Below are 23,348 nucleotides of genomic sequence, written 5' to 3' on the forward strand. Positions count from 1 at the left end.
CCGGTCCCGCCGTGGCCGTCCGACTCCTGCTCGGATGGGTGACGGGACACCGACAACGACGTGGCGCCCGCCGGAAGTCCGGCGGGCGCCACGTGACGGTGCGGTCGGGGTCAGTGGCGGCTCTCGCCGCTGCCGATCTCCGCGCGCTCGGGCCGGGGCTCGACCGGCGGGTGACCCGGCGAGACCGGAGCCTCGACAGGCTTCTCGATCGGGTAGAAGAAGCCCCGGACCGCCGGGCCGAGGGCCCCGAGCCGGTTCATCTTCTTCGGCACGACCCAGCCGACGTAGTCCAGCTCACCGTGGCCGTCAGCGTGCCCGTTCGCCGCGCTGAGCGGCTGGTGCACCTCGACGAACCGGCCGTCCGGCAGGCGCCGGATGATGCCGGTCTCCACGCCGTGCGCGAGCACCTCCCGGTCGTGCTGCTGCAGACCCAGGCAGAGCCGGTAGGTGATGTAGTACGCCAGCGGCGGGACCACCAGCAGGCCGACACGGCCCGCCCAGGTCATCGCGTTCAGGCTGATCTGGAACTTGTCGGCGATCACGTCGTTGGCGCCCGAGAGCGTCAACACGACGTAGAAGGCCACGGCCATGGCGCCGACGGCCGTACGGGCCGGAACGTCGCGGGGCCGCTGGAGCAGGTTGTGGCTCTTGCGGTCCTTGAGGTGCCGGGCCTCCAGGAACGGGTACATCGTCGACAGGCCGACCAGGATGCCGGGCAGCACGACAGTCGGCCAGAACAGAGGCGGGATGACGTACCCGTCGCCGATCGGGATGTTGAGCTGCCAGGCCGGCATGAGTCGGGTCGAGCCGTCGAGGAACATGACGTACCAGTCGGGCTGGCTGGCGGCCGAGACCACCCACGCCTCGTACGGGCCGAACAGCCAGATCGGGTTGATCTGGAACAGACCGCCAAGCAGCGCGATGACGCCGAAGACGACCATGAAGAAGCCGCCCTGCTTCAGCGCGTAGCGGGGGAACATCCGCTCGCCGACCACGTTGCCGTTGGTCCGGCCGGGGCCGGGCCACTGGGTGTGCTTCTGCTTGAAGACCAAGCCCAGGTGGGCGCTGATCAACGCGAGCAGGAGGCCCGGGATCAGCAGGACGTGGGCGATGAAGAACCGGCTGATGATGATCGTGCCGGGGAACTCGCCACCGAAGATCGACGACGTGAGCCAAGAGCCGATCACCGGGATGGACAGCATGATCGCCGAGGCGATCCGCAGGCCGGTGCCGGACAGACCGTCGTCCGGAAGCGAGTAGCCGGTGAAGCCGGCCAGGAAGCCGACCCAGAACAGCAGCGAGCCGATGATCCAGTTGGTCTCGCGCGGCTTGCGGAAGGCGCCGGTGAAGAACACCCGCAGCATGTGCACGACGATCGCGGCCATGAACAGCAGCGCCGCCCAGTGGTGCATCTGCCGCATCACCAGGCCGCCGCGGACATCGAACGACAGGTCCAGGCTCGAGGCGTACGCGGCGGACATCGGCGTGCCCTGCAACGGCGCGTAGCTGCCGTCGTAGACCACCTCGGTCATCGCCGGCTCGTAGAAGAAGGTGAGGAACACACCGGTCAGGAGCAGCACGATGAACGAGAACAGCGCGATCTCGCCCAGCAGGAACGACCAGTGGTCAGGGAAGACCTTGTTCAGCAGCCGACGGAGCGGGGTGGCCACCTGGAAGCGGTCGTCCACCCCCACCGCGGCCTTGCCCGGCGTGGCTGCCAGGTCAAACTTTCGACGCTTCATGGCCGCTCCCAGAAATCAGGCCCGACGGTCTCGGTGTAGTCGGACTTCGCCACGAAGAAGCCCTCGGAGTCCACCTCGATCGGCAGCTGCGGCAGCCGCCGGCTGGCGGGGCCGAAAACTGGCCGGGCGTTGTCGGTGATCAGGAACTGGGACTGGTGGCACGGGCAGAGCAGGCGGTTGGTCTGCTGCTCGAAGAGGCTCGCGGGGCAGCCGGCGTGCGTGCAGATCTTGGAGAACGCCGCGTAGTTGCCCCACATGTAGTCGCCGTGGCCTACCCGCTCGTTGGCCCGGCGCGACTCCTGCGCGTCCGAGTCCCGCAGGTGGATCAGCAGCGTCGGCGAGTCGGCGTGCCTGTTGCTCACACCGTGCTCGATGCCCGGGAAGACCGTCAGCTGGCCGCCGGTGCTGACGTCCGCCGGGCGCACCGGGCGGCCGTCCTCGCGGACGAGGCGGATCCGCTGGCCACCCTCGGCGGTGGCGAACCCGGTGGTGAACATCTGGTTGTTCTTGTGCGGCTGCGAGATCAGACCGCCGACCAGCGGCGCAGCCGCGACCGCGGCGACCGGCGCGAGGCCGGCCAGCAGCGAGATGCCGAGCAGCGGACGACGCTTCACACCCAGCTCGTCGGCCATGTAGAGCATGGTCTGGCCGGTGATGGTGCGACCGTCGGCGTCCACCGCGCCCTCGTGCCGGTCCTGGATCGAGACCTCCTTGGGCAGCAACTTCTTGCCCCAGGTCAGGATGCCGAAGCCGACGGCGAGCAGCGCGATGCCGAGGGTGGCGCCCAGCAGCGGGGTGTAGAACTTGTCGCCGCCGCGGCCCGGCGCGTACTGCCACGGCCACCAGATGTAGATGGCCAGGAACGCGGTCGCCGCCAGGCCGGTGATCAGGAAGAAGCCGGCCACCACCCGGGTCAGCCGACGCTCGGCCTTCGTGCCGGGCAGCACCTGCGGCTCGTAGTGCACGATCTCGATGTCGTCCCGACGCGCGCCCTCACGGACGATGTCGAACCGGGTCAGCCCGGGGTCGTTCACGTCGAGCGGCTCCCGGCCCTGCGGGGCCTGGTGCTCGGTGTGCGTGCTCATGCCGTCACCTCGCTACGGGTGGCGCCGAGCGGCACCACGGCACTGAATCTGACGATCCGCTCGGTCACGACTTACCCGCAATCCACAGGCTAGCGAACACGAGCGCCACAATGCCAACCAGGAAGATCGCCAGGCCCTCGGTGGACGGCCCGTACCGACCGAGGTTGAACCCGCCCGGGTCCTGGTCGGTCTTCAGCGTCTCCTGGATGTAGGCGATGATGTCGGCCTTCTGCTCCGGCGTGATCTGGTTGTCGCCGAACACCGGCATGTTCTGCGGGCCGCTCAGCATCGCCGCGTAGATCTGCCGGTCGGTCGCCGGGTGCAGGCTCGGGGCGAACTTGCCCGACGAGAGAGCGCCGCCGCCGCCGCCGAAGGCGTGGCACTGGGAGCAGTTGATCCGGAACAGCTCGCCGCCGGCCGCGACGTTGCCGTCCCCGTGGAGGTTTTCCTCGGTGCCCGGGACGACCGGGCCGCCACCCAGCTCCTGGATGTACTGGCCGAGCTGGCGGACCTGCTCGTCGGTGAAGACCGGCGGCTTGCGGTGCGCCTGGGCCTCCTGGCGGGCCAGCGGCATGCGGCCCGAGCTGACCTGGAACTCGACCGAGGCCGCGCCGACGCCGATCAGGCTCGGCCCGCGACCCTCGACACCCTGGGCGTTGCGGCCGTGGCAGGTCACACAGCTCACGTCGAACAGCGCCTTGCCCTCGGCTGCGGCGCCGGTCAGCGGCGGATTGTCCTGCGCCTGCGCACCGGGGGCGAAGACGGTGTAGGCGCCGCCGGCGAGCATCAGCGCGGCGAACAGCCGGACCGCGGCGCCCAGCCGGCGGCGGCCCCTGCTGCGCGCGGCGGGCCGCCCGCGCAACCGCGCGAGCAGGCCGCGTCGGCGGTCGTTGTCAGAAGTCATGAGCTGTGTCCTTAACCGGTTGGACCTTGTCTCAGGGGACGGAGCAGCGGCGCGGTTCGTGACGCGCCAAGATCACTGAAGCCAGTAGATCATGGCGTACAGCCCGATCCACACGACGTCGACGAAGTGCCAGTAGTACGACACGACGATCGCCGAGGTCGCCTGCGCCGGCGTGAACCGGCCCATGGTCGTGCGGACCATGAAGATGATGAAGGCGATCAGACCGCCGGTCACGTGCAGGCCGTGGAAGCCGGTCGTCAGGTAGAACATCGAGCCGTAGCCGTCGCCGTTGATCCTGACGCCGTCCTCCACCAGGTGGCGGTACTCGTTCACCTGGCCGAGCACGAAGATCAGGCCCATCACGAAGGTGACGGTGAACCAGCGGCGCAGCGCGTGCACGTCACCCTTCTCCGCCGCGAAGACGCCGAGCTGGCAGGTCACCGAGGACAGCACGAGGATCACCGTGAAGGTGGTCGCGTACGGGATGTTCAGCGACTCGGTGTGCTTCTCCCACTGCTCCGGCGCAGCCGCGCGGATCGAGAAGTACATCGCGAAGAGCGCCGCGAAGAACATGAGTTCGCTGGAGAGCCACACGATCGTCCCGACGCTGACCATGTTGGGTCGCGTCAGAGAGTGGATCCGGCTCTTGTCAATGGCTGGGGCCGCAGTCACGCCGTCATTATTGCCCCTGACCGGGGCCGGCGATCAGCGGGGTGGCAAACCTGCGCCTTCCGTGGCCCGACCGTCAGGGTCCGGTTCGCCTGGCCTAGCCTGAAAAGCGTGCTGCACGTCGATCCGATCCTCGCCGCCACCTCGGCCGTCCCGGCCGATGTGTTCGCGGCCACTGTGGCAGGCCCGTCCACGCTCGCCGCCGGGGCCGAGGCGACCCCGCCACCGTTCACCGTCGGCGCGGTGCTGACCGAGACCCGGCTGGACAGCTGGCTGGCCCTCGGCCTGGTGCTCGCCGCCGGCCTCTACCTCTACGGGGTGCACCGGTTGCGCGTCCGCGGGGACCGCTGGCCGATCGCCCGTACGGCGTTCTTCCTCGGGCCCGGCCTCGGCGGCATCGCCCTGGTCACGGTCAGCGGCCTGCACGCGTACGACACCACGCTGCTGTCGGTGCACATGGTCCAGCACATGGTGCTCTCCATGGTGTCGCCGATCTTCCTGGCGCTGGGCGCGCCGATGACGCTGGCCCTGCGGACCCTGCCGGTCGGGCCGCGCAAGCGCCTCCTGGCGATCGTGCACAGCCGCGTCGCCCGGGTCTACAGCTTTCCGCTGGTGGCGTTCGCCATCTTCGTGGTCAACCCGTTCGCGCTGTACTTCAGCGACCTGTACCGCTTCACCCTGGAACACGCCTGGGCGCACGAGCTGGTGCACGCGCACTTCATCATGACCGGCTGCGTGTTCTTCTGGCCGCTGCTCGGCCTCGACCCGCTCCCGGGCCGCTGGCCGTACCCGGCGCGGGCCCTGTTGATGCTGCTCTCCGTGCCGTTCCACACCGTGCTCGGGCTCACCATCATGCAGAGCACCACCCTCTTCGGCGGCGACTGGTACCCGTCGCTCCACCTGAGCTGGGCCGACCCCAAGGCCGACCAGGTGGTCGCCGGGGGCATCCTCTGGGCCGGCGGCGAGTTCGTCAGTGTGACCATGCTCGCGGTGCTCGTCGTGCAGTGGGTGAAGCAGTCCGAGCGGGAGGCCCGCCGGGTCGACCGCGAGCTGGACCGCCAGGAGGCCCGCGACCGCGCCGCCGACGCCGCGACGACCTGAGCTGCGCAGACGGTACGCCGGCGGCGGGGCGTCGGGCGGGATGTCGGCTACGTCACGTCGACCGGTACGATCGGCGGGCAGCTACGAGGTGGGAGCCTGTCAGCCATGAGCGATCGTCTGTGCACCGTCCTGCTCTACAGCGACGACCCGCAGGTCCGTGACCGGATGCGGCTCGCTGTCGGCACCCGGCCCGCGCCCGGGCTGCAGATCGAGTTCGTCGACGCGTCGACGTACGCCGAGACGATCCGGCTCGTCGACGACTACGAGATCGACCTGCTGGTGCTCGACGGCGAGGCGAGCCCCGGCGGCGGCATCGGCATCGCCCGCCAGATCAAGGACGATCGGGACGACGCCCCTCCCACCTGCCTGGTGATCGCCCGCGCCGCGGACCGATGGCTCGCCGCGTTCGCCGAGGTCGACGCGACGCTTGTACACCCGCTCGACCCGGTGACCACCGGCAGCACGGTTGCCGAGCTGCTGCGGACGCACGCACCCGCCTGACGTTCCCCGCTCTCCGGCACCGACGCGGCGCCGGACAGGCCGGCGCCGGTTCCAGCCCACCCGCACTTCGTACGCTCGGGAGGCCCGCCATGGGCGATCGGACCTGGCCGCACCTGCTCAACTCGCTGGTGCGCGGCGAGGAGCTGTCCACCGCCGACACCGCCTGGGCGATGGGCGAGATCATGGCCGGCTCGGCGGGCGCGGCGCAGGTCGCCGGCTTCGCCGTGGCCCTGAGAGCCAAGGGCGAGACCTCGGCCGAGCTGGCCGGCCTGGTGGAGACGATGTTGAGCCGGGCCGTCCCGGTCGACCTCCCCGACGAGTTGCGCTCGACCGCTCTGGACGTGGTGGGCACCGGCGGCGACCTCGCCCACACGGTCAACATCTCCACCATGGCCGCGCTTGTCGTGGCGGGCGCCGGCGTCCGGGTCGTCAAGCACGGCAACCGGGCGGCGTCCTCCCTGTGCGGCACCGCCGACCTGCTGGAGTTCCTCGGCGTCCCGCTCGACCTCGACCCGGACGCCATCGTGCGCTGCGTCACCGAGGCAGGCATCGGGTTCTGCTTCGCCGCCCGGTTCCACCCGGGGATGCGGCACACCGGGCCGGTCCGCCGCGAGCTGGGCGTCCCCACCGTGTTCAACTTCCTCGGCCCGTTGACCAACCCGGCCCGACCCCGCGCCGGCGCCGTCGGTTGCTTCGACGCACGGATGGCGTCGGTGATGGCCGGCGTGTTCGCCGCCCGGGGCGACTCGGTGCTGGTGATGCGCGGCGAGGACGGGCTGGACGAGTTCACCACCGCCGCGCCGACCCGGGTGTGGGCGGCGCAGGGCGGCACCGTACGCGAGGCCGTGCTGGACGCGACCGACCTGGGGGTACCCCGGTCCACCCTCGGTGACCTGCGCGGCGGTGACGCCGCGTACAACGCCGGCGTGGCCCGTCGCCTGCTCGCCGGTGAGACCGGTCCGGTCCGCGACGCGGTGCTTGTCAACGCGGCGGCGGCGCTGGCGACCCAGGGTCCGCTGGACGGTGACCTGACCGAGGCGCTGCGGGCCGGCCTGGACCGTGCCGCCGAGTCCATCGACTCGGGCGCGGCGGCTGCCACCCTGGACCGCTGGATCGAGACCGCGACCACCGCCGAGACCGCCGCCACCGCCTGACCCTCGCCACCGGGAGCGTGACCGACCCGGGTTCCGGGGAGCGGCGCTGTCCGGCCGGTCGCGATGCCGCGACTTCCCTGATCTCGAGTGGATCACGTCGTGACCGGGGTGCCCGAGCGGTGGCCGCGGAGATTTGTCGGACCCGCGTGGGAAACTACAGGCGAGTGATTCTCCGCTTCCGTTGTGCGTCGCTGTCGCATTTCGGGGGCCTGTCGCCTGGAGTGAAGAGGAGACGCCCGTGTCGCATCACGAGCTTTACTGCGACGTCTGCGAGGACGTGGCACCGTTCGAGGCGCCGCCCTGCGTCGACGGCCACGGCAGCGACTGCCCCGAGCTGGTCTGCACCGGTTGCGGCGCCGCCGTGGTGATCGCCACGTACACCGTCGGCGTCACCCGGCTGGCCGACCGCCGACGTCGCCAGCCCGCCCACCGCCACGCCGCCTGACCCCTCGGTCGACGCCGCCCGCGCGGCCGACCCGGCCTCGACCACGGCGCCGCCGACGCGGAGCCGACCACGGCGCGGCCGACCCGGCCTCGACCACGGCGCCGCCGACGCGGAGCCGACCACGGCGCGGCCGACCCGGCCTCGACCACGGCACCGCGGACGCGGAGCCGACCACGGTGCGCCACGACGAAGGCCCGCTCCCCCGATGGGATGCGGGCCTTCGTCACGCAGGTCGGTCGCGAGCGACCGGGTGGATCAGTGCTCGGCGGTGCGCCGGGTGCCGGTGTAGTACTCGAACAGCAGGCCACAGGCGGCGAAGACGACCGCCAGCAGGCCGAGGCCGATCAGCCAGAACTGCCAGAACACCATGCCCAGCGCGGCGGTCGCGGCGGCCAGCGCCAGACCGAACGGCCAGTAGCTGCCCGGGCTGAAGAAGCCGACCTCACCGGCGCCGTCGGAGATCTCGGCGTCCGGCCGGTCCTCCGGGCGCAGGTCGATCCGGCGGGAGACGAACCAGAAGAAGCCACCGCACATCGAGCAGAGCAGGAACGACAGCAGCAGGGCAACGGTGCCTACCCACTCGACGTTGCCAGACTCACCGTGGGTCCAGGCGCCGTAGAGGATGGTGGCGCCGAAGAGGAACCCGGCGATGATCAGGAAGATACGCCACTCGGTCTTCATGCGGCTGCCTCAGCTTCCCGTGCGGGCCGGAGCGTCGTCCGGGTTGAAGTTGCTCTGCGTCCGTCGGGTGTCGAACGGCTGCGTGGTCTGCGCGTACGGCTCCTCGCCGATCTGGGCGAGGGCGTCCTGCGTCGACTTGCCGCTCTGCTTGGCCGCGAGGAACTGGTCGTACTTCTCCGGCGAGACCACCCGCAGCTCGAAGTTCATGAACGCGTGGTAGCTGCCGCACAGCTCGGCGCAGCGGCCGACGTACGCGCCCTCGGCGTCCAGGCTGGAGACCTCGAAGACGTTGCGGATCTTGCCCGGCATGACGTCCCGCTTGAACAGCAGCTCCGGCACCCAGAACGAGTGGATGACGTCGCGGCTGGTCTCCTCGAACCGGATGGACCGGTTGGTCGGCAGCACGAGCACCGGGATGACCTCACTGGTGCCGAGCGTCGACGCGGTGGTGCGGGCCTCCGTGCCCTGACCGTCGCGGTAGTTGAACTGCCAGTTCCACTTGAAGGCGACGACCTCGACAGTGACGTCCGGGTTCTTCGACAGCTTGTCGACGTCGGTCTGCACGATCGCCGTGTAGTAGAAGAGCACGGAGACGATCAGGATCGGCGCGATGGTGTAGAGGAACTCCATCGGCAGGTTGTAGCGGGTCTGCACCGGCAGGGCGTTGCCGCGCTTGCGGTAGCGCACCACACACCAGAAGATCAGGCCCCACACGAAGACGCCGACCGCGAGCGCGGCGACGCAGGAGGCGATCCACAGGTCGTACATCCGGTGCGACTCGGGCGTGATGCCACCCTGCGGCCAACCGAAGCCGTCGAACGTCTGCCCCACGTCACAGCCCGTGAGCAGAACCAGCAGAGCCACGCCCCCGAGACCGAGCCCGGCCAACCGACCAGCACCGCGTCCCCGGCGTCCACCGACTCCTGGCGCAGCACCGTGCCGTACGGCCGACGGCCGTACCTCCGAACTCCTTGCGACCACCTGGTCCTGCCTCCCTAGCGCGCCGCGGTGCGTCGTTCCTCAGCACCGGCGGCAAAGGCGTCACCGACGGTCGCAGATTACTCGACCATGACGGACTCGGCCGTGGTGGGGTCACTGTCCGCCCCCATCGGGGGGATCCTGGGCATAACGTCGCGATAGCGTCTGATCCGTGAGCGCGAGGAGTGAGCCGGGGTTGCGAGCCCCGCAACCGCGAACAAAGGCAGGTCCGTGAGCGCGAGGAGTGAGCCGGGGTTGCGAGCCCCGCAACCGCGAACAAAGGCAGGTCCGTGAGCGCCTCTTCGGTCTACCTGGACGCGGCTACCGCCGCGCCGCTGCATCCGGTCGCCCGGCAGGCGCTGCTGGCCGCCCTTGAAGACGGCTGGGCCGACCCGGGAAAGCTCTACAGCCAGGCGCGTCGCGCGCGGCAACTGCTCGACGCCGCCCGCGAGGCCGCCGCGCAGACGCTCGGCGTCCGCGCCGACGAACTGTCCTTCACCAGCAGCGGTACGACGGCAGCCCACGGCGCGGTGCTCGGCGGCCTGGCGGGACGGCACCGGGCCGGTGCGACGCTTGTGCACTCGGCGATCGAGCATTCCGCAGTCCTGCACGCCGCGGAGCGGCACGTAGCGGCGGGCGGCGTCGCCGACTCGGTGCCTGTCGACCGGGTGGGCCGGCTGGATCTGGCCGCCTGGTCGGCGGCCGTCCGGGCCCCCGGGGTCGCGCTGGCCGCGCTGATCACCGCCAGTCACGAGGTGGGCACCGTGCAGCCTGTCGCCGAGGCGGCGGCCGTCTGCGCGGACGTCGGGGTGCCGCTCTACGTCGACGCGGCGCAGTCGGTCGGGCGGGTGCCCCTGCCGGCCGGCTGGTCGATGCTCAGCGCCAGCGCCCACAAGTGGGGCGGGCCGCCCGGGGTGGGGCTGCTGGCGGTCCGCAAGGGCACCCGCTGGGAGTCGCCCTGGCCAGCCGACGAGCGGGAGGGTGGGCGTACCCCAGGGGTGGTGAACCTGCCGGCGGTGGTGGCGGCGGCGGCGAGCCTGCGCGCGGCGGCGGCCGACGCGGCAGCTGAGGCGACCCGGCTGGACCCGCTGGTGAACCGAATCCGGACGCGGGTCGCGGCCGAGGTGCCCGACGTGGAGGTGGTGGGCGACCCGGTGCTGCGCCTACCCCACCTGGTGACGTTCTCCTGCCTGTACGTCGACGGGGAGACGCTGCTGCACGCGCTGGACCGGCGGGGGTTCGCGGTGTCGTCCGGCTCGTCCTGCACGTCGTCCACGCTGCGGCCGTCGCACGTGTTGGAGGCGATGGGGGTGCTCTCGCACGGCAACGTCCGGGTCAGCCTGCACCGGGACACGACCGAGTCCGACGTCGAGCGGTTCCTCGTCGAGCTGCCCGGGATCGTCGCCGGGCTGCGCGCCGACGCCGGGGTGGTGGGGCTGTGACGATGCCGGACGAGGTGCTCGACTGTCGGGGGCAGCGCTGTCCGCTGCCGGTGATCGCGGCGGCCCGCCGGATGCCGCAGGTGCCGGTCGGCACTGTGGTCCGGGTGCTCGCCGACGACCCGGCGGCGGCGGTGGACCTCCCCGCCTGGTGCCGGATGCGCGGCCAGGAGTTCCTCGCCGCGATCACCGGCCCGGAGGGCCCCGCCTACGACATCCGCCGCACCCACTGACCCGGGTTACGGGAGGAGGTGGGGGCGGACCTCGTCGGCGGCGGCGTCGCCGTAGGACTCGGCGAGGCGCTTGACGAACAGGTCGCGGCGGACGTCGTACTCCTGGGTGCCCACCGTCTCCAGGACGAGCGTTGCCAGCAGCGAGCCGACCTGGGCGGCCCGCTCCAGACCGACGCCCCAGGAGAGCGCGGTGAAGAAGCCGGCCCGGAAGCCGTCGCCCACTCCGGTCGGGTCGACCGCCCGGATCTCCCGCGCGATCGGCACGTGGATCGGGTCGATGCCACGGCCGGCGATCTGCACCCCGTCCTTGCCCAGCGTGGTGACGCGTACCTTGACCAGGTCCAGCAACTGGTCGTCGCTGAGCTGCGCCTTGCTCTGCAGCAGCGACTTCTCGTAGTCGTTCGTCATCAGGTACTCGGCGCCTTCGATGAGCGCCACCACGTCCTCACCCGGCATCCGGGCGAGCTGCTGGGAGGGGTCGGCGGCGAAGGCGTACCCACGGGTGCGGCACTCGGCCGAGTGCCGCAGCATCGCCTCCGGGTCGTTGGCGCCGACCACCACCAGGTCCAGCCCGCCGAGCCGGTCGGCGACGGGAGCCAGCTCGATGTTGCGCGCCTCGCTCATCGCGCCCGCGTAGAACGACGCGATCTGGCACATGTCGGTGTCGGTGGTGCAGACGAACCGGGCCGTGTGCGCCACCTCACTGATGTGCACGGAGTCACAGTCCACACCGTGCCGCTCCAGCCAGGAGCGGTAGTCGGCGAAGTCCGCGCCCACCGCCCCGAGCAGCACCGGGCGCAGCCCGAGCTGGCCCATGCCGAAGGAGATGTTCGCCGCGACCCCGCCACGGCGGAGCACCAGGTCGTCCACCAGGAAGGAGAGGGAAACCTTGTGCAGCTGATCGGCGATGAGCTGGTCGGCGAAGCGACCCGGGAAGCTCATCAGGTGATCGGTGGCGATCGAGCCGGTCACGGCGATCTTCATGTCAACCCTCGGGGTCGGGAGCAGGGCGCGGTCAGCCTACCGGCCCGGCAACCCGGACGTGTCCGGTCGGTCGGGCAACGGCAACCCGCCGGCCACTCACCGGCCAAGGGCTCCCGGGACCGCTCCCACAGTCACCCGGACACGACGATGGGGCCGTCCCGCGGGACGGCCCCATCGTCGGTGGTGCGTGGCGCGCGACTCAGTTGAACGAGTCGCCGCAGGCGCAGGAGTTGCCCGCGTTGGGGTTGTCGATGGTGAAGCCCTGGGCGTCGATCCGGTCGGCGAAGTCGATGGTCGCGCCGGACAGGTACGGGGCGCTCATCCGGTCGACGACGACCTCGACGCCACCGAAGTCGGTGACGACGTCACCGTCGAGCGAACGCTCGTCGAAGAAGAGCTGGTACCGCAGGCCGGAGCAGCCACCCGGCTGCACCGCGACGCGGAGCCGCAGGTCGTCGCGGCCCTCCTGCTCGATCAGGGCCTTGACCTTCTGCGCCGCGACGTCGGTGAGGACGACGGAAGTAGGGGCCTGGGCCTCGGTCGACTCGGTCTGCGCTGGCGTGGTCACGTGGAAGTCTCCCTGCGCGGTTTTGGGTCCGGACGCACTGGCCAACGCCGCGCGCCGTCCAGTGATTCCCGGTTGTGGTCCAGTTCCGATCGTACGCCGCCCCGGCCGCGCCCACCCGCGTGGCGTGATCGCCGCCGCAGGTCGGCCCCGGTGACGCGTGGACGGGAGCCCTCAGCGGCTCCACTGCCGGGCCAGTCGGGCGCCCAGCTCACGCAGCCCGTCGGCCGGACGGCTCAGCGCGGCGTCGAGCCCGCCGGCCTGCTCCCCGCCGAAGTGCTCGACCAGGCTGTACGCGTCGGTCACCCCCGCCGAGGCGGCCTCCCGCCGGCCGGTGCTGACCTGGCCGGCGACCACCACGCAGGGCACCCCACGGTCCCGGGCGGCCCCCGCCACCCCCGCGACGACCTTGCCGCGCAGCGACTGGTGGTCGAAGGACCCCTCCCCGGTGATCACCAGGTCGGCGGTGTCGAGCGCGGCCTCCAACCGGGTGGCCCGGGTGACCATGCCGATGCCCGACTCGCAGGTACCGCCGAGCGCGAGGACTGCCGCGCCGAGGCCGCCGGCGGCCCCACCGCCGGGCAGCGCGCCGAGCCCCGCCGGGCAGCCGGGGAGGTCCCGCTCAAGCACCGCCGCGAAACGCTCCAGGGCCGCGTCGAGCAGCAGGACGTCGGCACGGTCGGCCCCCTTCTGCGGGCCGAACACGTTGCTCGCGCCGTGCAGGCCGAGCAGCGGGTTGTCCACGTCGGTGGCGGCGACCAGCCGGGTGCCGCGCAGCCGGGGAGCGCCGTCGAGGGCGTCGACCAGGGCCAACGCCGCACCGCCGTACGGCAGCGCCGCACCCGTGGCGTCGAGCGCTGTCGCGCCCAGCGCGGTGAGCATGCCGGCACCGCCGTCGTTGGTGGCGGAGCCACCCAGCCCGATCACCACAGTCCGGGCCCCGCTCTCCACCGCGGCGGTCACCAGCAGACCCAGCCCGTACGACGTGGTGGTCTTCGGGTCGCGCTCGGCCGCGGAGAGCAGGTGCAGGCCGCACGCCTGCGCGCTCTCCAGGTAGGCGGTCGTGCCGTCGACGGTGAGCAGGATCTCACCGGCCGCCGGCCGGCCCAGCGGATCGACAGTCGGCACCGTCACCCGCCGGCCGCCGAGCGCGTCGGCGAGCACGTCCACGAAGCCCGGCCCGCCGTCGGCGAGCGGCCGGATCAGCAGGTCGTCACCGTCGGCGACGCTGCGCCATCCGTCCGCCACCGCGGCGGCCACCTCCGGTGCGGGCAGGGTGCCGGCGAACTTGTCCGGGCAGAGCAGCACGCGCATGCCGAGCAGTGTGGCAGCCCACACCGAGCGGAGCTGCGGCGCGCTCGCGCTGTGGGACCATGGGCTACGTGACTTCGACCTGGGTGGAACCCTCCAACACGGCGACGGCTCTGCTGCTGCTCGGCCGGGGCAGCGACCCCGACACCGAGCGCGGCGTCGAGTGTCCGGGCGACCTGCCGGCGCCCAGTGACCCGGATCTGGTGGCCCGGGCCACGGCGGCGAAGGCGAAGCTGGGCAGCAAGGTCTTCGTGCTGGGGCACCACTACCAGCGCGACGAGGTGATCCAGTTCGCGGACGTGACAGGTGACTCGTTCAAGCTGGCCCGGGAGGCCGCGGCCCGCCCGGACGCCGAGTACATCGTCTTCTGCGGCGTGCACTTCATGGCCGAGAGCGCCGACATCCTCACCACTGACGCCCAGCGGGTGATCCTCCCCGACCTGGCGGCCGGCTGCTCGATGGCGGACATGGCCGTCCTGGGTCAGGTCGAGGCCGCCTGGGACACGCTCGCCGAGCTGGGCATCGCCGACGAGACCGTGCCTGTGACGTACATGAACTCCTCGGCCGACATCAAGGGCTTCGTCGGCCGCAACGGCGGCGTGGTCTGCACGTCGTCCAACGCCAAGCGCGCCCTGGACTGGGCGTTCGAGCAGGGCTCGAAGGTGTTCTTCCTGCCGGACCAGCACCTGGGCCGCAACACGGCGGTGCTGGAGATGGGCCTGTCGCTTGACGACTGCGTCCTCTACGACCCGCACAAGCCCGGTGGCGGGCTCACGCCGGAGCAGCTGCGCGACGCCAAGATGATCCTGTGGCGGGGGCACTGCTCGGTGCACGGCCGGTTCACGCTGGAGAGCGTCAACGACGTCCGCGAGCGGGTGCCCGGGGTGAACGTGCTGGTTCACCCGGAGTGCCGGCACGAGGTGGTCACCGCGGCCGACTACGTGGGCTCGACCGAATACATCATCAAGGCCGTCGAGGCCGCTCCGGCCGGTTCGGCGTGGGCGCTGGGCACCGAGCTGAACCTGGTCCGCCGGTTGGCGCTTGCCCACCCGGACAAGCAGATCATGTTCCTCGACAAGGCCGTCTGCTACTGCTCGACGATGAACCGGATCGACCTGCCGCACCTGGTCTGGGCGCTGGAGGAGCTGGTCGCGGGCCGGGTCGTCAACCAGATCACGGTGGACGCCGACACCGCGCACCACGCGCGGGTGGCGCTGGACCAGATGCTCGCCCTGCCGGGCGCGTGATCACGATCAGTGACGCCCTTGGTACGCAAAAGTGCCGGATCACCGATGAATGCCACACACGCCGGTGTGACCGAGTCCTTTTTCGTCACCGAGGGCTATGCTGCCGGGGCGAGGACGCAAGCGGGCCGTTTCGATATGGCCGCATCCGGGGTAGCGACAGAGTTCATGCTCCCCACCATCAACACAGCAGCACCGACGCGCTGGAGGTTGCGTTGACCGACGACGTCCTGGTCGTGCATGGAGGCACTCCGCTCGAAGGGCGGATCCGCGTGCGCGGCGCGAAGAACCTGGTTTCGAAGGCGATGGTCGCCGCACTGCTGGGCGACAGCCCGAGCCGGCTGTTCGACGTGCCGAAGATCCGCGACGTCGAGGTGGTCCGGGGTCTGCTCGGTCTGCACGGCGTCAAGGTGACCGACGGCGCCGAGGACGGCGAGCTCGTCTTCGACCCGGCGAACGTGGAGAGCGCCAGCACCGACCAGATCAACGTGCACGCCGGTTCGAGCCGGATCCCGATCCTGTTCTGCGGGCCGCTGCTGCACCGACTCGGGCACGCGTTCATCCCGGATCTGGGCGGCTGCCACATCGGCCCGCGTCCGATCGACTTCCACCTGCAGGCGCTGCGGGAGTTCGGCGCCACTGTCGACAAGCGGCCCGAGGGTCTGCACCTGTCCGCGCCGAACGGGCTGCACGGCACCAAGTTCGCCCTGCCGTACCCGAGCGTCGGCGCCACCGAGCAGGTGCTGCTGACCGCGGTGATGGCCGAGGGCGTCACCGAGCTGCGCAACGCCGCGGTGGAGCCGGAGATCATCGACCTGATCTGCATCCTGCAGAAGATGGGCGCGATCATCAAGGTCCACACCGACCGGGTGATCGAGATCCAGGGCGTGCCGAAGCTGCACGGCTACACCCACCGGCCGATCCCCGACCGGATCGAGGCCGCCAGCTGGGCCGCGGCCGCGCTGGCCACCCGTGGCCACGTCGAGGTGCTCGGCGCGCAGCAGGCCGACATGATGACCTTCCTGAACATCTTCCGGTCCGTCGGCGGCGAGTACGAGGTCACCGACACCCGGCCGCCGAAGCTGGGCGACCCGGGCCAGGAGGGCGGCATCCGCTTCTGGCACCCCGGTGGCGAGCTGAACGCGGTGGCGTTGGAGACGGACGTCCACCCCGGCTTCATGACCGACTGGCAGCAGCCGCTGGTCGTGGCGCTGACCCAGGCCCGCGGCCTGTCGATCGTGCACGAGACGGTCTACGAGCAGCGGCTGGGCTACACCGAGGCGCTGAACTCGATGGGCGCCAACATCCAGGTCTACCGGGACTGCCTCGGCGGCACCCCGTGCCGCTTCGGCCGGCGCAACTTCAAGCACTCGGCCGTGATCGCCGGGCCGAGCAAGCTGCACGCCGCCGACCTGGTCATCCCCGACCTGCGGGCCGGTTTCAGCCACCTGATCGCGGCGCTCGCGGCCGAGGGCACCTCCCGGGTGTACGGCGTCGACCTGATCAACCGGGGCTACGAGGACTTCGAGGCGAAGCTCGCCGACCTCGGCGCGCACGCCGAGCGCCCGTAACCTGTCCCACCCATCGTTCGGCTACGACGGCTCCAGGTCGCGCGCTGCGACCTGGAGCCGTCGCCGCTGTACCGCGATGTGCGCCGAGCGCGGACCGTTGGCTACCCTTGCCGCGTGCCGTCGCTCTTTCGCCGCAAGTCCACCGACCTCGTCGACGAGGCCGTCTCCTCGCTGACCCCCGAGGAGACCGCCGACCGTCCCCGGGGTTACACCCCGGCCAAGGGTCGGGAGACGCCGAAGCGACCCACCGTCGGCCGTCGCCCGGCCGGCCCCACCCGCCCCCTCACCAAGGAGGAGGAGCGGGAGCGGCGCCGCCAGCTGCGCACCGAGGCCGCGGCCGACTTCCGCCGCGAGGGTGGCCCCCGTGACCGGGGCCCGGAGCGGCTGCTGGCGCGCAACGTGGTCGACTCCCGGCGTACCGTCGGCACCTGGTTCTTCGGCGGCGCGTTGATCGTGCTGATCGGCTCGAACGCGGCGATGCCGCCGGTGGTCCGGCTGATCTCCAACGTGCTCTGGGGCGCGCTGGCCCTGGGTGTGGTCGTCGACTCGCTGCTCATCTGCCGCAAGATCGGCAAGCTGGTCCGGGAGCGCTTCCCGAAGACCGGCCAGCGGATGGGCTCGCTCTACCTCTACGCCGTGATGCGGTCGATCACCTTCCGGCGGATGCGCGCCCCGGCCCCTCAGGTCAAGCTCGGCGAGAAGGTCTGACACCGGCTTCGGCGAGCCGGCGCCGCCCCTGCGGCGGCTGCGGCCAGGGTGGGGTCCGCGTTGGGGTCAAAGCACAGCGGGAAGCATCCGGGCAGCGGCTGTTCGTTGTACCGTGCGCGTAGTTCACCACGGTGAACAGGTCGCCCGTTGTTCGTCATCGCGAACGTTGATCCAATGGAGCGAACACGCATGCCTGGAGAACCGGCTGCCCCGTTGGCCAACATCGCCGCCGCCCTGCGCCGCGAACGGGAGCGGGTCGGTGTCTCGCTCGGCGAGCTGGCTCGTCGGGCGGGGGTGACCGAGTCGACGCTCTCCCACCTGGAATCGGGGACGGGCAACCCGAGCGTCGAGACGCTCTGGGCGCTCGGCGTGGCGCTCGGCGTACCGTTCAGCCGGCTCGTGGAGCCGGCCGACGTCGACATCCGGGTGATCCGCGCCGGGGAGGGGCCTCGGGTCGGTTCCGAACAGGCCGACTTCACCGGGACGCTGCTCAGCGCCGGCACGGCGCACCTGCGCCGGGACGTGTACCTCATCGAGTTGGAGCCGGGCGCGGTCCGGGAGGCGGACGGGCACACCCCCCGCAGCGTCGAGCACGTGGTGGTGGCCGCCGGACGGCTACGCGTCGGCCCCGAGGCGGGCACGGTGGACCTCGGTCCAGGTGACTACGCGACGTTCCCCGGCGACACACCGCACCGGTACGAGGCGCTGGTCCCGGGCACCTTCGCCGTCCTCGTCATGGAGCATCCCTGACCCGATGCTCCGGTCCGTCCCGTCGGCGGGTGGGGTATCGTCAAAGGTCAGATAGGGTTATCGACCTAAATGTCCGGAACCATCGGATAACGTTTGCGCTCGTGGGCGGTGCCACAGTGGCGGTGAGCGAGCCCGCGCCGTTACCCTCCATCCGCAGCCACGCCCTGCCGGAACGGGCGACCCGACCGGCACGCGAGGCCCCAGCGCGACAATTTGCAACGAGGTGACAACGCCGTGAGCGAGCGGACGCGAGCCGGCCACCGGGGCGTGGCAGGCGGCGACCGGACGCCCATCGGTCACCGGGGCACGACCGCGGACACCGCACCGTCGACGGGGAGCGGCCACACGGCCGGGTGTGGCGACGGGCTCGGCGGATGAACGGCCGCTACACCGACCGGTGGCGGGACCCGAACGAACCGTCCTGGGTGGTCGAGCCGACCACCGAGTGGCACCCCCAGTTCCCCGGCCAGCGCTACCCCGGCGACATCGGCGTCACCCACCAGCCCGCACCGCCGCCGCGTGGACGAGCCAGCGTGGTCGGTCGTACCGAGGTGCCGCCGCTCGCGCCCACCCGACCGGACGGCACCTACCTCGGCCGCTCCTGGGCCGACGAGTCTCCGGCCGAGCCGGCCCCCAACGGTCGGTGGGGGGCGGACGACGAGCCGGGCGAGACACCGTCCTACGGCTGGTCGCGCGGCGACGAGCGCCCGGCCGACACGACACACCACGGGCGACCCGAGACCCCGCACTACGACCATGAGCCGTACCGCCGGCCGCTCCCCGAGCCGCCCCGGCGGGAGGAGCGCCGCTCCCCCGAGTCGGACCGGCGTACCGCCTGGTCCGACCGGCGGCCCGGCGACGACCGGGGACCGGCCCGGGAGGCCGCCTGGCACCGCGAACAGCCCACTTCCGAGCGGCACGACGGCCGACCGCCCCGCCACGAGCCGGCCGACCGGGACCGGGCGTATCCGACGGCGCCACCCGTCTCCCCCGGGCCCTACTCCCCCGCGCCGCGCAGTGACTCCGGCTGGGTGCCCGAGCCGGACGAGGCGCCGCGTCGGCGCGGCACGTCGGAGCGGCCGGCCGCCAGTCACGACCGGCACCCCGGCGACGGGTACGGCACCCGACCGGCCAGGGGCCACGACGGCCGCCCGACCGACGGCTGGGCCGCCGAGGGGGCCGGCCAGTGGGCACCCGTCGACAGTCGCTCCCGCTACCGCGCCGACGGCCACCCCGACCGCGTACCCGACGACGCCCGCCGTTCCGAACGGCTGCCCGACGACGCCCGCCGCGCGGAGCGCCTACCCGACGACATGCGCCGCGCGGAACGCCTGCCTGACGACGCCCGCCGGATGGAGCGGGGCGTTGCCGACGGTCGGTCCCGGGTGGAGGCTGGCCCCGGTGCGCCCACCGACAGGCAGCGCCGGCCGGACGAGGCATTCGGCCCGCCACCGACGTCCGAGGGCGGACGGCGGCGACGCCCCGAACCGGAGGCACCGGAGCAGCCCCGCCGCGACGACGAGCGCCGCCGTCCCGATGTCGAGCCGCACCGACACCAACCCCGCGAGGCGGCAGCCCGCACCGAGGCGTACCCGGACCGTCGCCCGCACGAGAACACCCGGCCGGAGCGGTACGGCGAGGAGCAGTACCGCGAGGACAGCTACCGCGAGCCTCGGTCGCAGCCCGGCCCTCGGTCGGGTGGCAGCCTGCCCTGGCCGACGCCCGGACCGGTGCACCCGGACCGCACCCGCGAGCCGGGCTACCGGCCCGAGCCGCACCGCGGCGCCGAGCCGGAGGTCCCGTCACGTCCGGCCGCCCGACCCGAACGGCCACCGGCGGAGCCGCCCCGGTACGACGAACGGCCCGCGCGGCCCGCCGCTACGGCACCGCCCACCTCCCGCCGGGCCACCCCGGTCCCGCCCACACCCGTCTCCCCGGCCGCACCGGGCACCGGCCGGGCGGCATCGGCTCCGCCCACACCCGTCTCCCCGGCCGCACCGGGCACGGGCCGGGCGGCATCGGTTCCACAGGTGTCGCCAGAGCGACAGGTGTCGCCGGTGCCCGTGTCGCCCGCCGGGCCCAGCGGCGACCGGCCGGTGTCCGCGGCCCCCATCTCCCCTGCCCCGGCTGAGCAACTGTGGCAGCCGTCCCCGTCGTCCGCTCGTCCGGAGCGCGACAGGCCGGTGTCGGCCGCGCCGGTGTCCCCGGCGGACGTCCCCGTCTCCGGTCCACCGGCCGCCCGGCTGCGGCTGGAGTTCCTGCCCGCGCCGGTGGATCCCCCGTCCTCCGACGAGCGGCCCGAGTCGCCGCAGCGACCCGAGCACCGTGCACCTACCGAACGGGCCTCGACGGCCGACTCCCGGTCCACCGCGCCACCGCGGTATCCCGGCCCGGACACCGGCAACCGCTCGCCCGACCGACGGCGGGACGACGAGCCAGCGGCCGACCAGCGGCAGCCGGCTCCGCCGGTCCGTCCTGTCCCGGCGGACCAGCCCACGCACACCACACCTTCGCAGCGGCCCTCGCCGACCGTGCACGACCGCCCGCCGGTCGCGCCGCCGCCGGCCTGGCAGCGGCCGGAGCAGCCCGCCACTCCCGTGACACCGCAGTCCTCGGGACCCGCGCCGGACGCCGAGCCGGCGCTTCCGATCGCCCCGGGCGTGCCGCGTCGCTACGTGCCCCCGGCGCCCTCGGAGGCGACCGTGCCGAGCGCTCCGGAGCCAGCGGAGACGCCGGCGCGGGGGCCCGAAGCGTGGTTCAGCAATGCCGGCCAGCCGGTCGAGTCCGACCAGGACGAGACGCCAGCCGACCAGCGACCGACCGAGGGAACCGCGACCCCCACCGTCGCCGGGACGACCGACACCTGGGAGTCCGGCAGCGGGTCGGCCGACTCGCCGCCACACGACGAGGACGAGCACGGCCGGTCGGCGGCATCCACCCAACCGCTGTCCGGCGACCCCGCAACCGACCGGCGACCCGACTCGGCCGTCGAGGCTGCGACGCCGATCCCCGGACCGCTTGCCGACCCGGACTCCCCGCCACCGATCCGGCCGGTGTCCGCACCGCCGGCCGACCCGACCGCCGCACGGCCCGCCCCGCCCGACTCGGCACGGCCAGTCTCGGCACCGCCAGTCTCGGCACCGCCAGTCTCCGCACCGCCAGACTCCGCGTCGCCGCCGTCGGCATCGCCCGACCCGGCCTGGCCCGTCTCGGCACCGCCGGACTCCGCGACGCCGTTGGAGGTGGCCGACGGTGAGCGCTACCCCGTGGTCGACGACCTCGGAACCCACGTGCAGCCCGCCAGCGAGCCGACCCCGATCGACGGCCCGGAGCCGGTCTCCGGATCGCCGACACACCCGGTCTCCGGCGCTCCACGCGCCTGGTCGGACGACCTGCTCGACGACACAGCGGACGACACAGCCGCAACCGTCGAGCCGGCACCCGCCGAGATCCACCGTCCGACCGGGGACGAGCCGTACGCCGAGACGCCGGGGCACCACGGTGAACGCGCCCCCGACGACGTCCACGAGGCCGCTGGTCCGACAAGCGCGCCGACCACCGACGCCTCCACCGACGCGTCGTCGCCCGAGGGCCACGCCGACGCCGAGCCGTCGGACCGACCGACGTCGGCGCCGCCCGCGTCCAGCAGCGCGTACCCGTCGACCGCCGGGCCGGACACGGATGCCGACCCGGCCGGGTCCGGGCCGGCGACCGAGGCGACGCGCACGCCGCCCGAGCCGGCAACGGAACGGCCCACCGCGACGGCACCCGTCTCGGCACCACCCGCCCCCACACCACCGGCCGCGCAGGCGCCCGTCTCCGCTCCACCGGCCGCGCAGGCGCCCGTCTCCGCGCCACCGGCCGCGCAGGTCTCCGCCGTACCGTTCGATGGCATTCCCGCGCCCCGCAGCGGGTTGTCCGACCAGGACGCGCCGGTGTCGGCGCCGCCCGTCACGGCACCGGAGACGCCTCGTCCCTCGCTTGCCGATCAGGGCGACCCGGAACAGGTACTGGCCGCGTACCGCTGGCGGCTGGACCCGGTGACCCTGCGCGAGGAGTTGACGGAACCGGACGCCATGCGGGCCATCCGCCGGCGGTTGACCGAGAAGCTGGGCTCGGCAGTGGACAACAGGGCCCGTGCGCGGCTGCTCAGCCTGCGCGCGGTCGCGTCGCGGATCCTCGGCGACCTCGACGACGCGTTGGCCGACGGCCGGCTCGCCCTCACCTACGCGGAAGCCACCGGCGAACTGCGTCGGACCGCGCTGGCCCAGGCCCGGCTGGCTCACGTCCTGCGGTGGCGGGGCGACTACGCCGAGGCCGACCAGCTCTTCGCCGAGGCCAACTCGATCGAGCTGCCCGACCGGCTGCGGGCCGCCCTGCACGAGCACGCCGGGCGGTGCTGCTATGACCAGGGCCGGCTGATGGAGGCCTGCCACCACTTCGAGCGGGCGCTCGACCTGCGCGGGGCCGCCGACGCCGAGCTGCTGGACCGGGTCCGGGTGGCCCTCGACGCGGTGACCGCGCGGGCTTCGGCGGATGGCTTCGGGCCGTACGCCAGGGGTCGGGAAGAGGTGCTCGACCGTGACCGGCCCCCGCAGCCGGACCGGGACGGACCGCTGTGGGGTTACACCGATCACGCCGGCGACCTGGTCATTCCCGCCCGGTACGCCGAGGCGCAGCCCTTCCACGACGGGCTGGCCTGGGTCCGGCGGCCGGACACCGACAGGTGGTCCCTGATCAATCTGTTGGGTACGACTGTGATCCCGCCCTCGTTCCGGGCGGTGCGCCCGTTCAGCGACGGCCTGGCCTGGGTGGTCACCGACGGTGGGTGGACGGCGATCGACCCGACCGGCGCGGTGCAGGTTCCGCCCAACTTCGCCGACGTACGGCCGTTCCGTCGAGGGCTGGCCGCGGTGAAGCGTGAGGGGTGGGGAGCTGTCGACCGGACCGGGCGGATCGTGGTGCCGACCCGGTACCACGGCTTCGTCACCGAGCTGACCGAGGGAGGGCCTGTCGACGGCTTCACCGACGAGGGTCTCGTGGTCGTCGACGTGGCCGGGCGGCGCGGTGTGGTGGACCGGACGGGCGCGGTGCTGGTGCAGCCGTCGTACCCGATGGTGGTCATCCACCCGGTGGCGTTCCTCGTGGGCAGCGGCGGCGGTCGCTGGGGCGCGCTGGACCGGCGGGGTGCGCCGCTGATCGACCCGGTGCACCCCGATCGCGCGGCGGTGCTGGAGGAGATCGACCGGCTGCTGACCGACGCCAACCCGGTGCTCTGAGTCG

At 72.5% G+C, this 23,348-nt stretch carries 20 protein-coding genes; 11 read left to right on the top strand and 9 right to left on the bottom strand.

Annotation, left to right across the window (positions count from 1 at the left end):
• Window positions 1–110: 110 nt before the first annotated feature.
• From qcrB to ctaE, 4 genes are all read right to left on the bottom strand, one after another.
• Window positions 111–1,742 (bottom strand): cytochrome bc1 complex cytochrome b subunit, encoded by a 1,632-nt coding sequence (gene qcrB / locus OOJ91_RS11280; RefSeq protein ID WP_266244546.1) that lies wholly within the window; start codon window positions 1,740–1,742, stop codon window positions 111–113.
• On the bottom strand, window positions 1,739–2,827 hold the full coding sequence (qcrA, locus tag OOJ91_RS11285) for a cytochrome bc1 complex Rieske iron-sulfur subunit (RefSeq protein ID WP_266244547.1): 1,089 nt from the start codon (window positions 2,825–2,827) through the stop codon (window positions 1,739–1,741). Before qcrA ends, qcrB begins: the two co-directional genes overlap by 4 nt.
• 64 nt (window positions 2,828–2,891) lie before the next feature.
• On the bottom strand, window positions 2,892–3,731 hold the full coding sequence (qcrC, locus tag OOJ91_RS11290) for a cytochrome bc1 complex diheme cytochrome c subunit (protein WP_266244548.1): 840 nt from the start codon (window positions 3,729–3,731) through the stop codon (window positions 2,892–2,894).
• Between the two features lie 72 nt (window positions 3,732–3,803).
• On the bottom strand, window positions 3,804–4,403 hold the full coding sequence (gene ctaE, locus OOJ91_RS11295; protein ID WP_266244549.1) for an aa3-type cytochrome oxidase subunit III: 600 nt from the start codon (window positions 4,401–4,403) through the stop codon (window positions 3,804–3,806).
• A gap of 108 nt (window positions 4,404–4,511) precedes the next feature.
• Here ctaE and OOJ91_RS11300 point away from each other — a divergent pair, with 108 nt between their 5' ends.
• From OOJ91_RS11300 to OOJ91_RS11315, 4 genes are all read left to right on the top strand, one after another.
• A complete protein-coding gene (locus tag OOJ91_RS11300) occupies window positions 4,512–5,501 on the top strand; it encodes a cytochrome c oxidase assembly protein (RefSeq protein WP_266244550.1) in 990 nt (329 codons plus the stop codon).
• A 105-nt stretch (window positions 5,502–5,606) separates the two neighbouring features.
• Complete coding sequence (locus tag OOJ91_RS11305) at window positions 5,607–6,002, top strand: hypothetical protein (protein ID WP_266244551.1); 396 nt, start codon at window positions 5,607–5,609, stop codon at window positions 6,000–6,002.
• Between the two features lie 89 nt (window positions 6,003–6,091).
• Window positions 6,092–7,156 carry an anthranilate phosphoribosyltransferase gene (gene trpD, locus OOJ91_RS11310; RefSeq protein WP_266244552.1) on the top strand — a complete coding sequence of 355 codons (1,065 nt, stop codon included), beginning with the start codon at window positions 6,092–6,094 and terminating at the stop codon, window positions 7,154–7,156.
• 238 nt (window positions 7,157–7,394) lie between these two features.
• On the top strand, window positions 7,395–7,601 hold the full coding sequence (locus OOJ91_RS11315; protein WP_266244553.1) for a hypothetical protein: 207 nt from the start codon (window positions 7,395–7,397) through the stop codon (window positions 7,599–7,601).
• 255 nt (window positions 7,602–7,856) lie between these two features.
• Here the strand turns inward: OOJ91_RS11315 and OOJ91_RS11320 are convergent, their stop codons facing one another.
• Window positions 7,857–8,282, bottom strand: a complete 426-nt coding sequence (locus OOJ91_RS11320) for a cytochrome c oxidase subunit 4 (protein ID WP_266244554.1) — start codon at window positions 8,280–8,282, stop codon at window positions 7,857–7,859.
• A 9-nt stretch (window positions 8,283–8,291) separates the two neighbouring features.
• On the bottom strand, window positions 8,292–9,263 hold the full coding sequence (gene ctaC / locus OOJ91_RS11325) for an aa3-type cytochrome oxidase subunit II (RefSeq protein ID WP_266244555.1): 972 nt from the start codon (window positions 9,261–9,263) through the stop codon (window positions 8,292–8,294).
• Window positions 9,264–9,550: 287 nt separating this feature from the next.
• Here ctaC and OOJ91_RS11330 point away from each other — a divergent pair, with 287 nt between their 5' ends.
• Together OOJ91_RS11330 and OOJ91_RS11335 are read left to right on the top strand one after the other, a co-directional pair.
• A complete protein-coding gene (locus OOJ91_RS11330; protein WP_266244556.1) occupies window positions 9,551–10,702 on the top strand; it encodes a cysteine desulfurase family protein in 1,152 nt (383 codons plus the stop codon).
• Window positions 10,699–10,932 (top strand): sulfurtransferase TusA family protein, encoded by a 234-nt coding sequence (locus tag OOJ91_RS11335; protein ID WP_266244557.1) that lies wholly within the window; start codon window positions 10,699–10,701, stop codon window positions 10,930–10,932. Before OOJ91_RS11330 ends, OOJ91_RS11335 begins: the two co-directional genes overlap by 4 nt.
• A gap of 6 nt (window positions 10,933–10,938) precedes the next feature.
• Here the strand turns inward: OOJ91_RS11335 and OOJ91_RS11340 are convergent, their stop codons facing one another.
• From OOJ91_RS11340 to OOJ91_RS11350, 3 genes are all read right to left on the bottom strand, one after another.
• The gene (locus OOJ91_RS11340; RefSeq protein WP_266244558.1) at window positions 10,939–11,916 is read right to left on the bottom strand and encodes a carbohydrate kinase family protein; all 978 of its coding nucleotides are present in this window, start codon (window positions 11,914–11,916) and stop codon (window positions 10,939–10,941) included.
• A 199-nt stretch (window positions 11,917–12,115) separates the two neighbouring features.
• Window positions 12,116–12,484 (bottom strand): iron-sulfur cluster insertion protein ErpA, encoded by a 369-nt coding sequence (gene erpA, locus OOJ91_RS11345; protein WP_007463211.1) that lies wholly within the window; start codon window positions 12,482–12,484, stop codon window positions 12,116–12,118.
• Window positions 12,485–12,655: 171 nt separating this feature from the next.
• On the bottom strand, window positions 12,656–13,795 hold the full coding sequence (locus OOJ91_RS11350; protein WP_266244559.1) for a glycerate kinase family protein: 1,140 nt from the start codon (window positions 13,793–13,795) through the stop codon (window positions 12,656–12,658).
• A gap of 68 nt (window positions 13,796–13,863) precedes the next feature.
• On the opposite strand from OOJ91_RS11350, the gene nadA reads away from it, so the two are divergent.
• The 5 genes from nadA to OOJ91_RS11375 all read left to right on the top strand — a co-directional run bounded on the left by nadA (window position 13,864) and on the right by OOJ91_RS11375 (window position 23,344).
• A complete protein-coding gene (gene nadA / locus OOJ91_RS11355) occupies window positions 13,864–15,039 on the top strand; it encodes a quinolinate synthase NadA (protein ID WP_266244560.1) in 1,176 nt (391 codons plus the stop codon).
• A 212-nt stretch (window positions 15,040–15,251) separates the two neighbouring features.
• On the top strand, window positions 15,252–16,607 hold the full coding sequence (gene murA, locus OOJ91_RS11360) for a UDP-N-acetylglucosamine 1-carboxyvinyltransferase (protein ID WP_007463216.1): 1,356 nt from the start codon (window positions 15,252–15,254) through the stop codon (window positions 16,605–16,607).
• Window positions 16,608–16,721: 114 nt separating this feature from the next.
• Window positions 16,722–17,315 carry a DUF3043 domain-containing protein gene (locus tag OOJ91_RS11365; protein ID WP_266244561.1) on the top strand — a complete coding sequence of 198 codons (594 nt, stop codon included), beginning with the start codon at window positions 16,722–16,724 and terminating at the stop codon, window positions 17,313–17,315.
• 189 nt (window positions 17,316–17,504) lie between these two features.
• A complete protein-coding gene (locus OOJ91_RS11370) occupies window positions 17,505–18,065 on the top strand; it encodes a helix-turn-helix domain-containing protein (RefSeq protein WP_266244562.1) in 561 nt (186 codons plus the stop codon).
• Window positions 18,066–18,439: 374 nt separating this feature from the next.
• Window positions 18,440–23,344 (top strand): WG repeat-containing protein, encoded by a 4,905-nt coding sequence (locus OOJ91_RS11375; protein WP_266244563.1) that lies wholly within the window; start codon window positions 18,440–18,442, stop codon window positions 23,342–23,344.
• The last annotated feature ends 4 nt before the right edge of the window (window positions 23,345–23,348 follow it).

This window comes from Micromonospora lupini (assembly GCF_026342015.1).
Taxonomy (GTDB): Bacteria; Actinomycetota; Actinomycetes; order Mycobacteriales; family Micromonosporaceae; genus Micromonospora; species Micromonospora lupini_B.

Coding starts and splice junctions, on each gene's coding strand:
- qcrB (WP_266244546.1), bottom strand. CDS start 1,742: ATGAAGCGTCGAAAGTTTGACCTGGCAGCCACGCCGGGCAAGGCCGCG.
- qcrA (WP_266244547.1), bottom strand. CDS start 2,827: ATGAGCACGCACACCGAGCACCAGGCCCCGCAGGGCCGGGAGCCGCTC.
- qcrC (WP_266244548.1), bottom strand. CDS start 3,731: ATGACTTCTGACAACGACCGCCGACGCGGCCTGCTCGCGCGGTTGCGC.
- OOJ91_RS11305 (WP_266244551.1), top strand. CDS start 5,607: ATGAGCGATCGTCTGTGCACCGTCCTGCTCTACAGCGACGACCCGCAG.
- trpD (WP_266244552.1), top strand. CDS start 6,092: ATGGGCGATCGGACCTGGCCGCACCTGCTCAACTCGCTGGTGCGCGGC.
- OOJ91_RS11320 (WP_266244554.1), bottom strand. CDS start 8,282: ATGAAGACCGAGTGGCGTATCTTCCTGATCATCGCCGGGTTCCTCTTC.
- OOJ91_RS11340 (WP_266244558.1), bottom strand. CDS start 11,916: ATGAAGATCGCCGTGACCGGCTCGATCGCCACCGATCACCTGATGAGC.
- OOJ91_RS11350 (WP_266244559.1), bottom strand. CDS start 13,795: ATGCGCGTGCTGCTCTGCCCGGACAAGTTCGCCGGCACCCTGCCCGCA.
- OOJ91_RS11370 (WP_266244562.1), top strand. CDS start 17,505: ATGCCTGGAGAACCGGCTGCCCCGTTGGCCAACATCGCCGCCGCCCTG.
- OOJ91_RS11375 (WP_266244563.1), top strand. CDS start 18,440: ATGAACGGCCGCTACACCGACCGGTGGCGGGACCCGAACGAACCGTCC.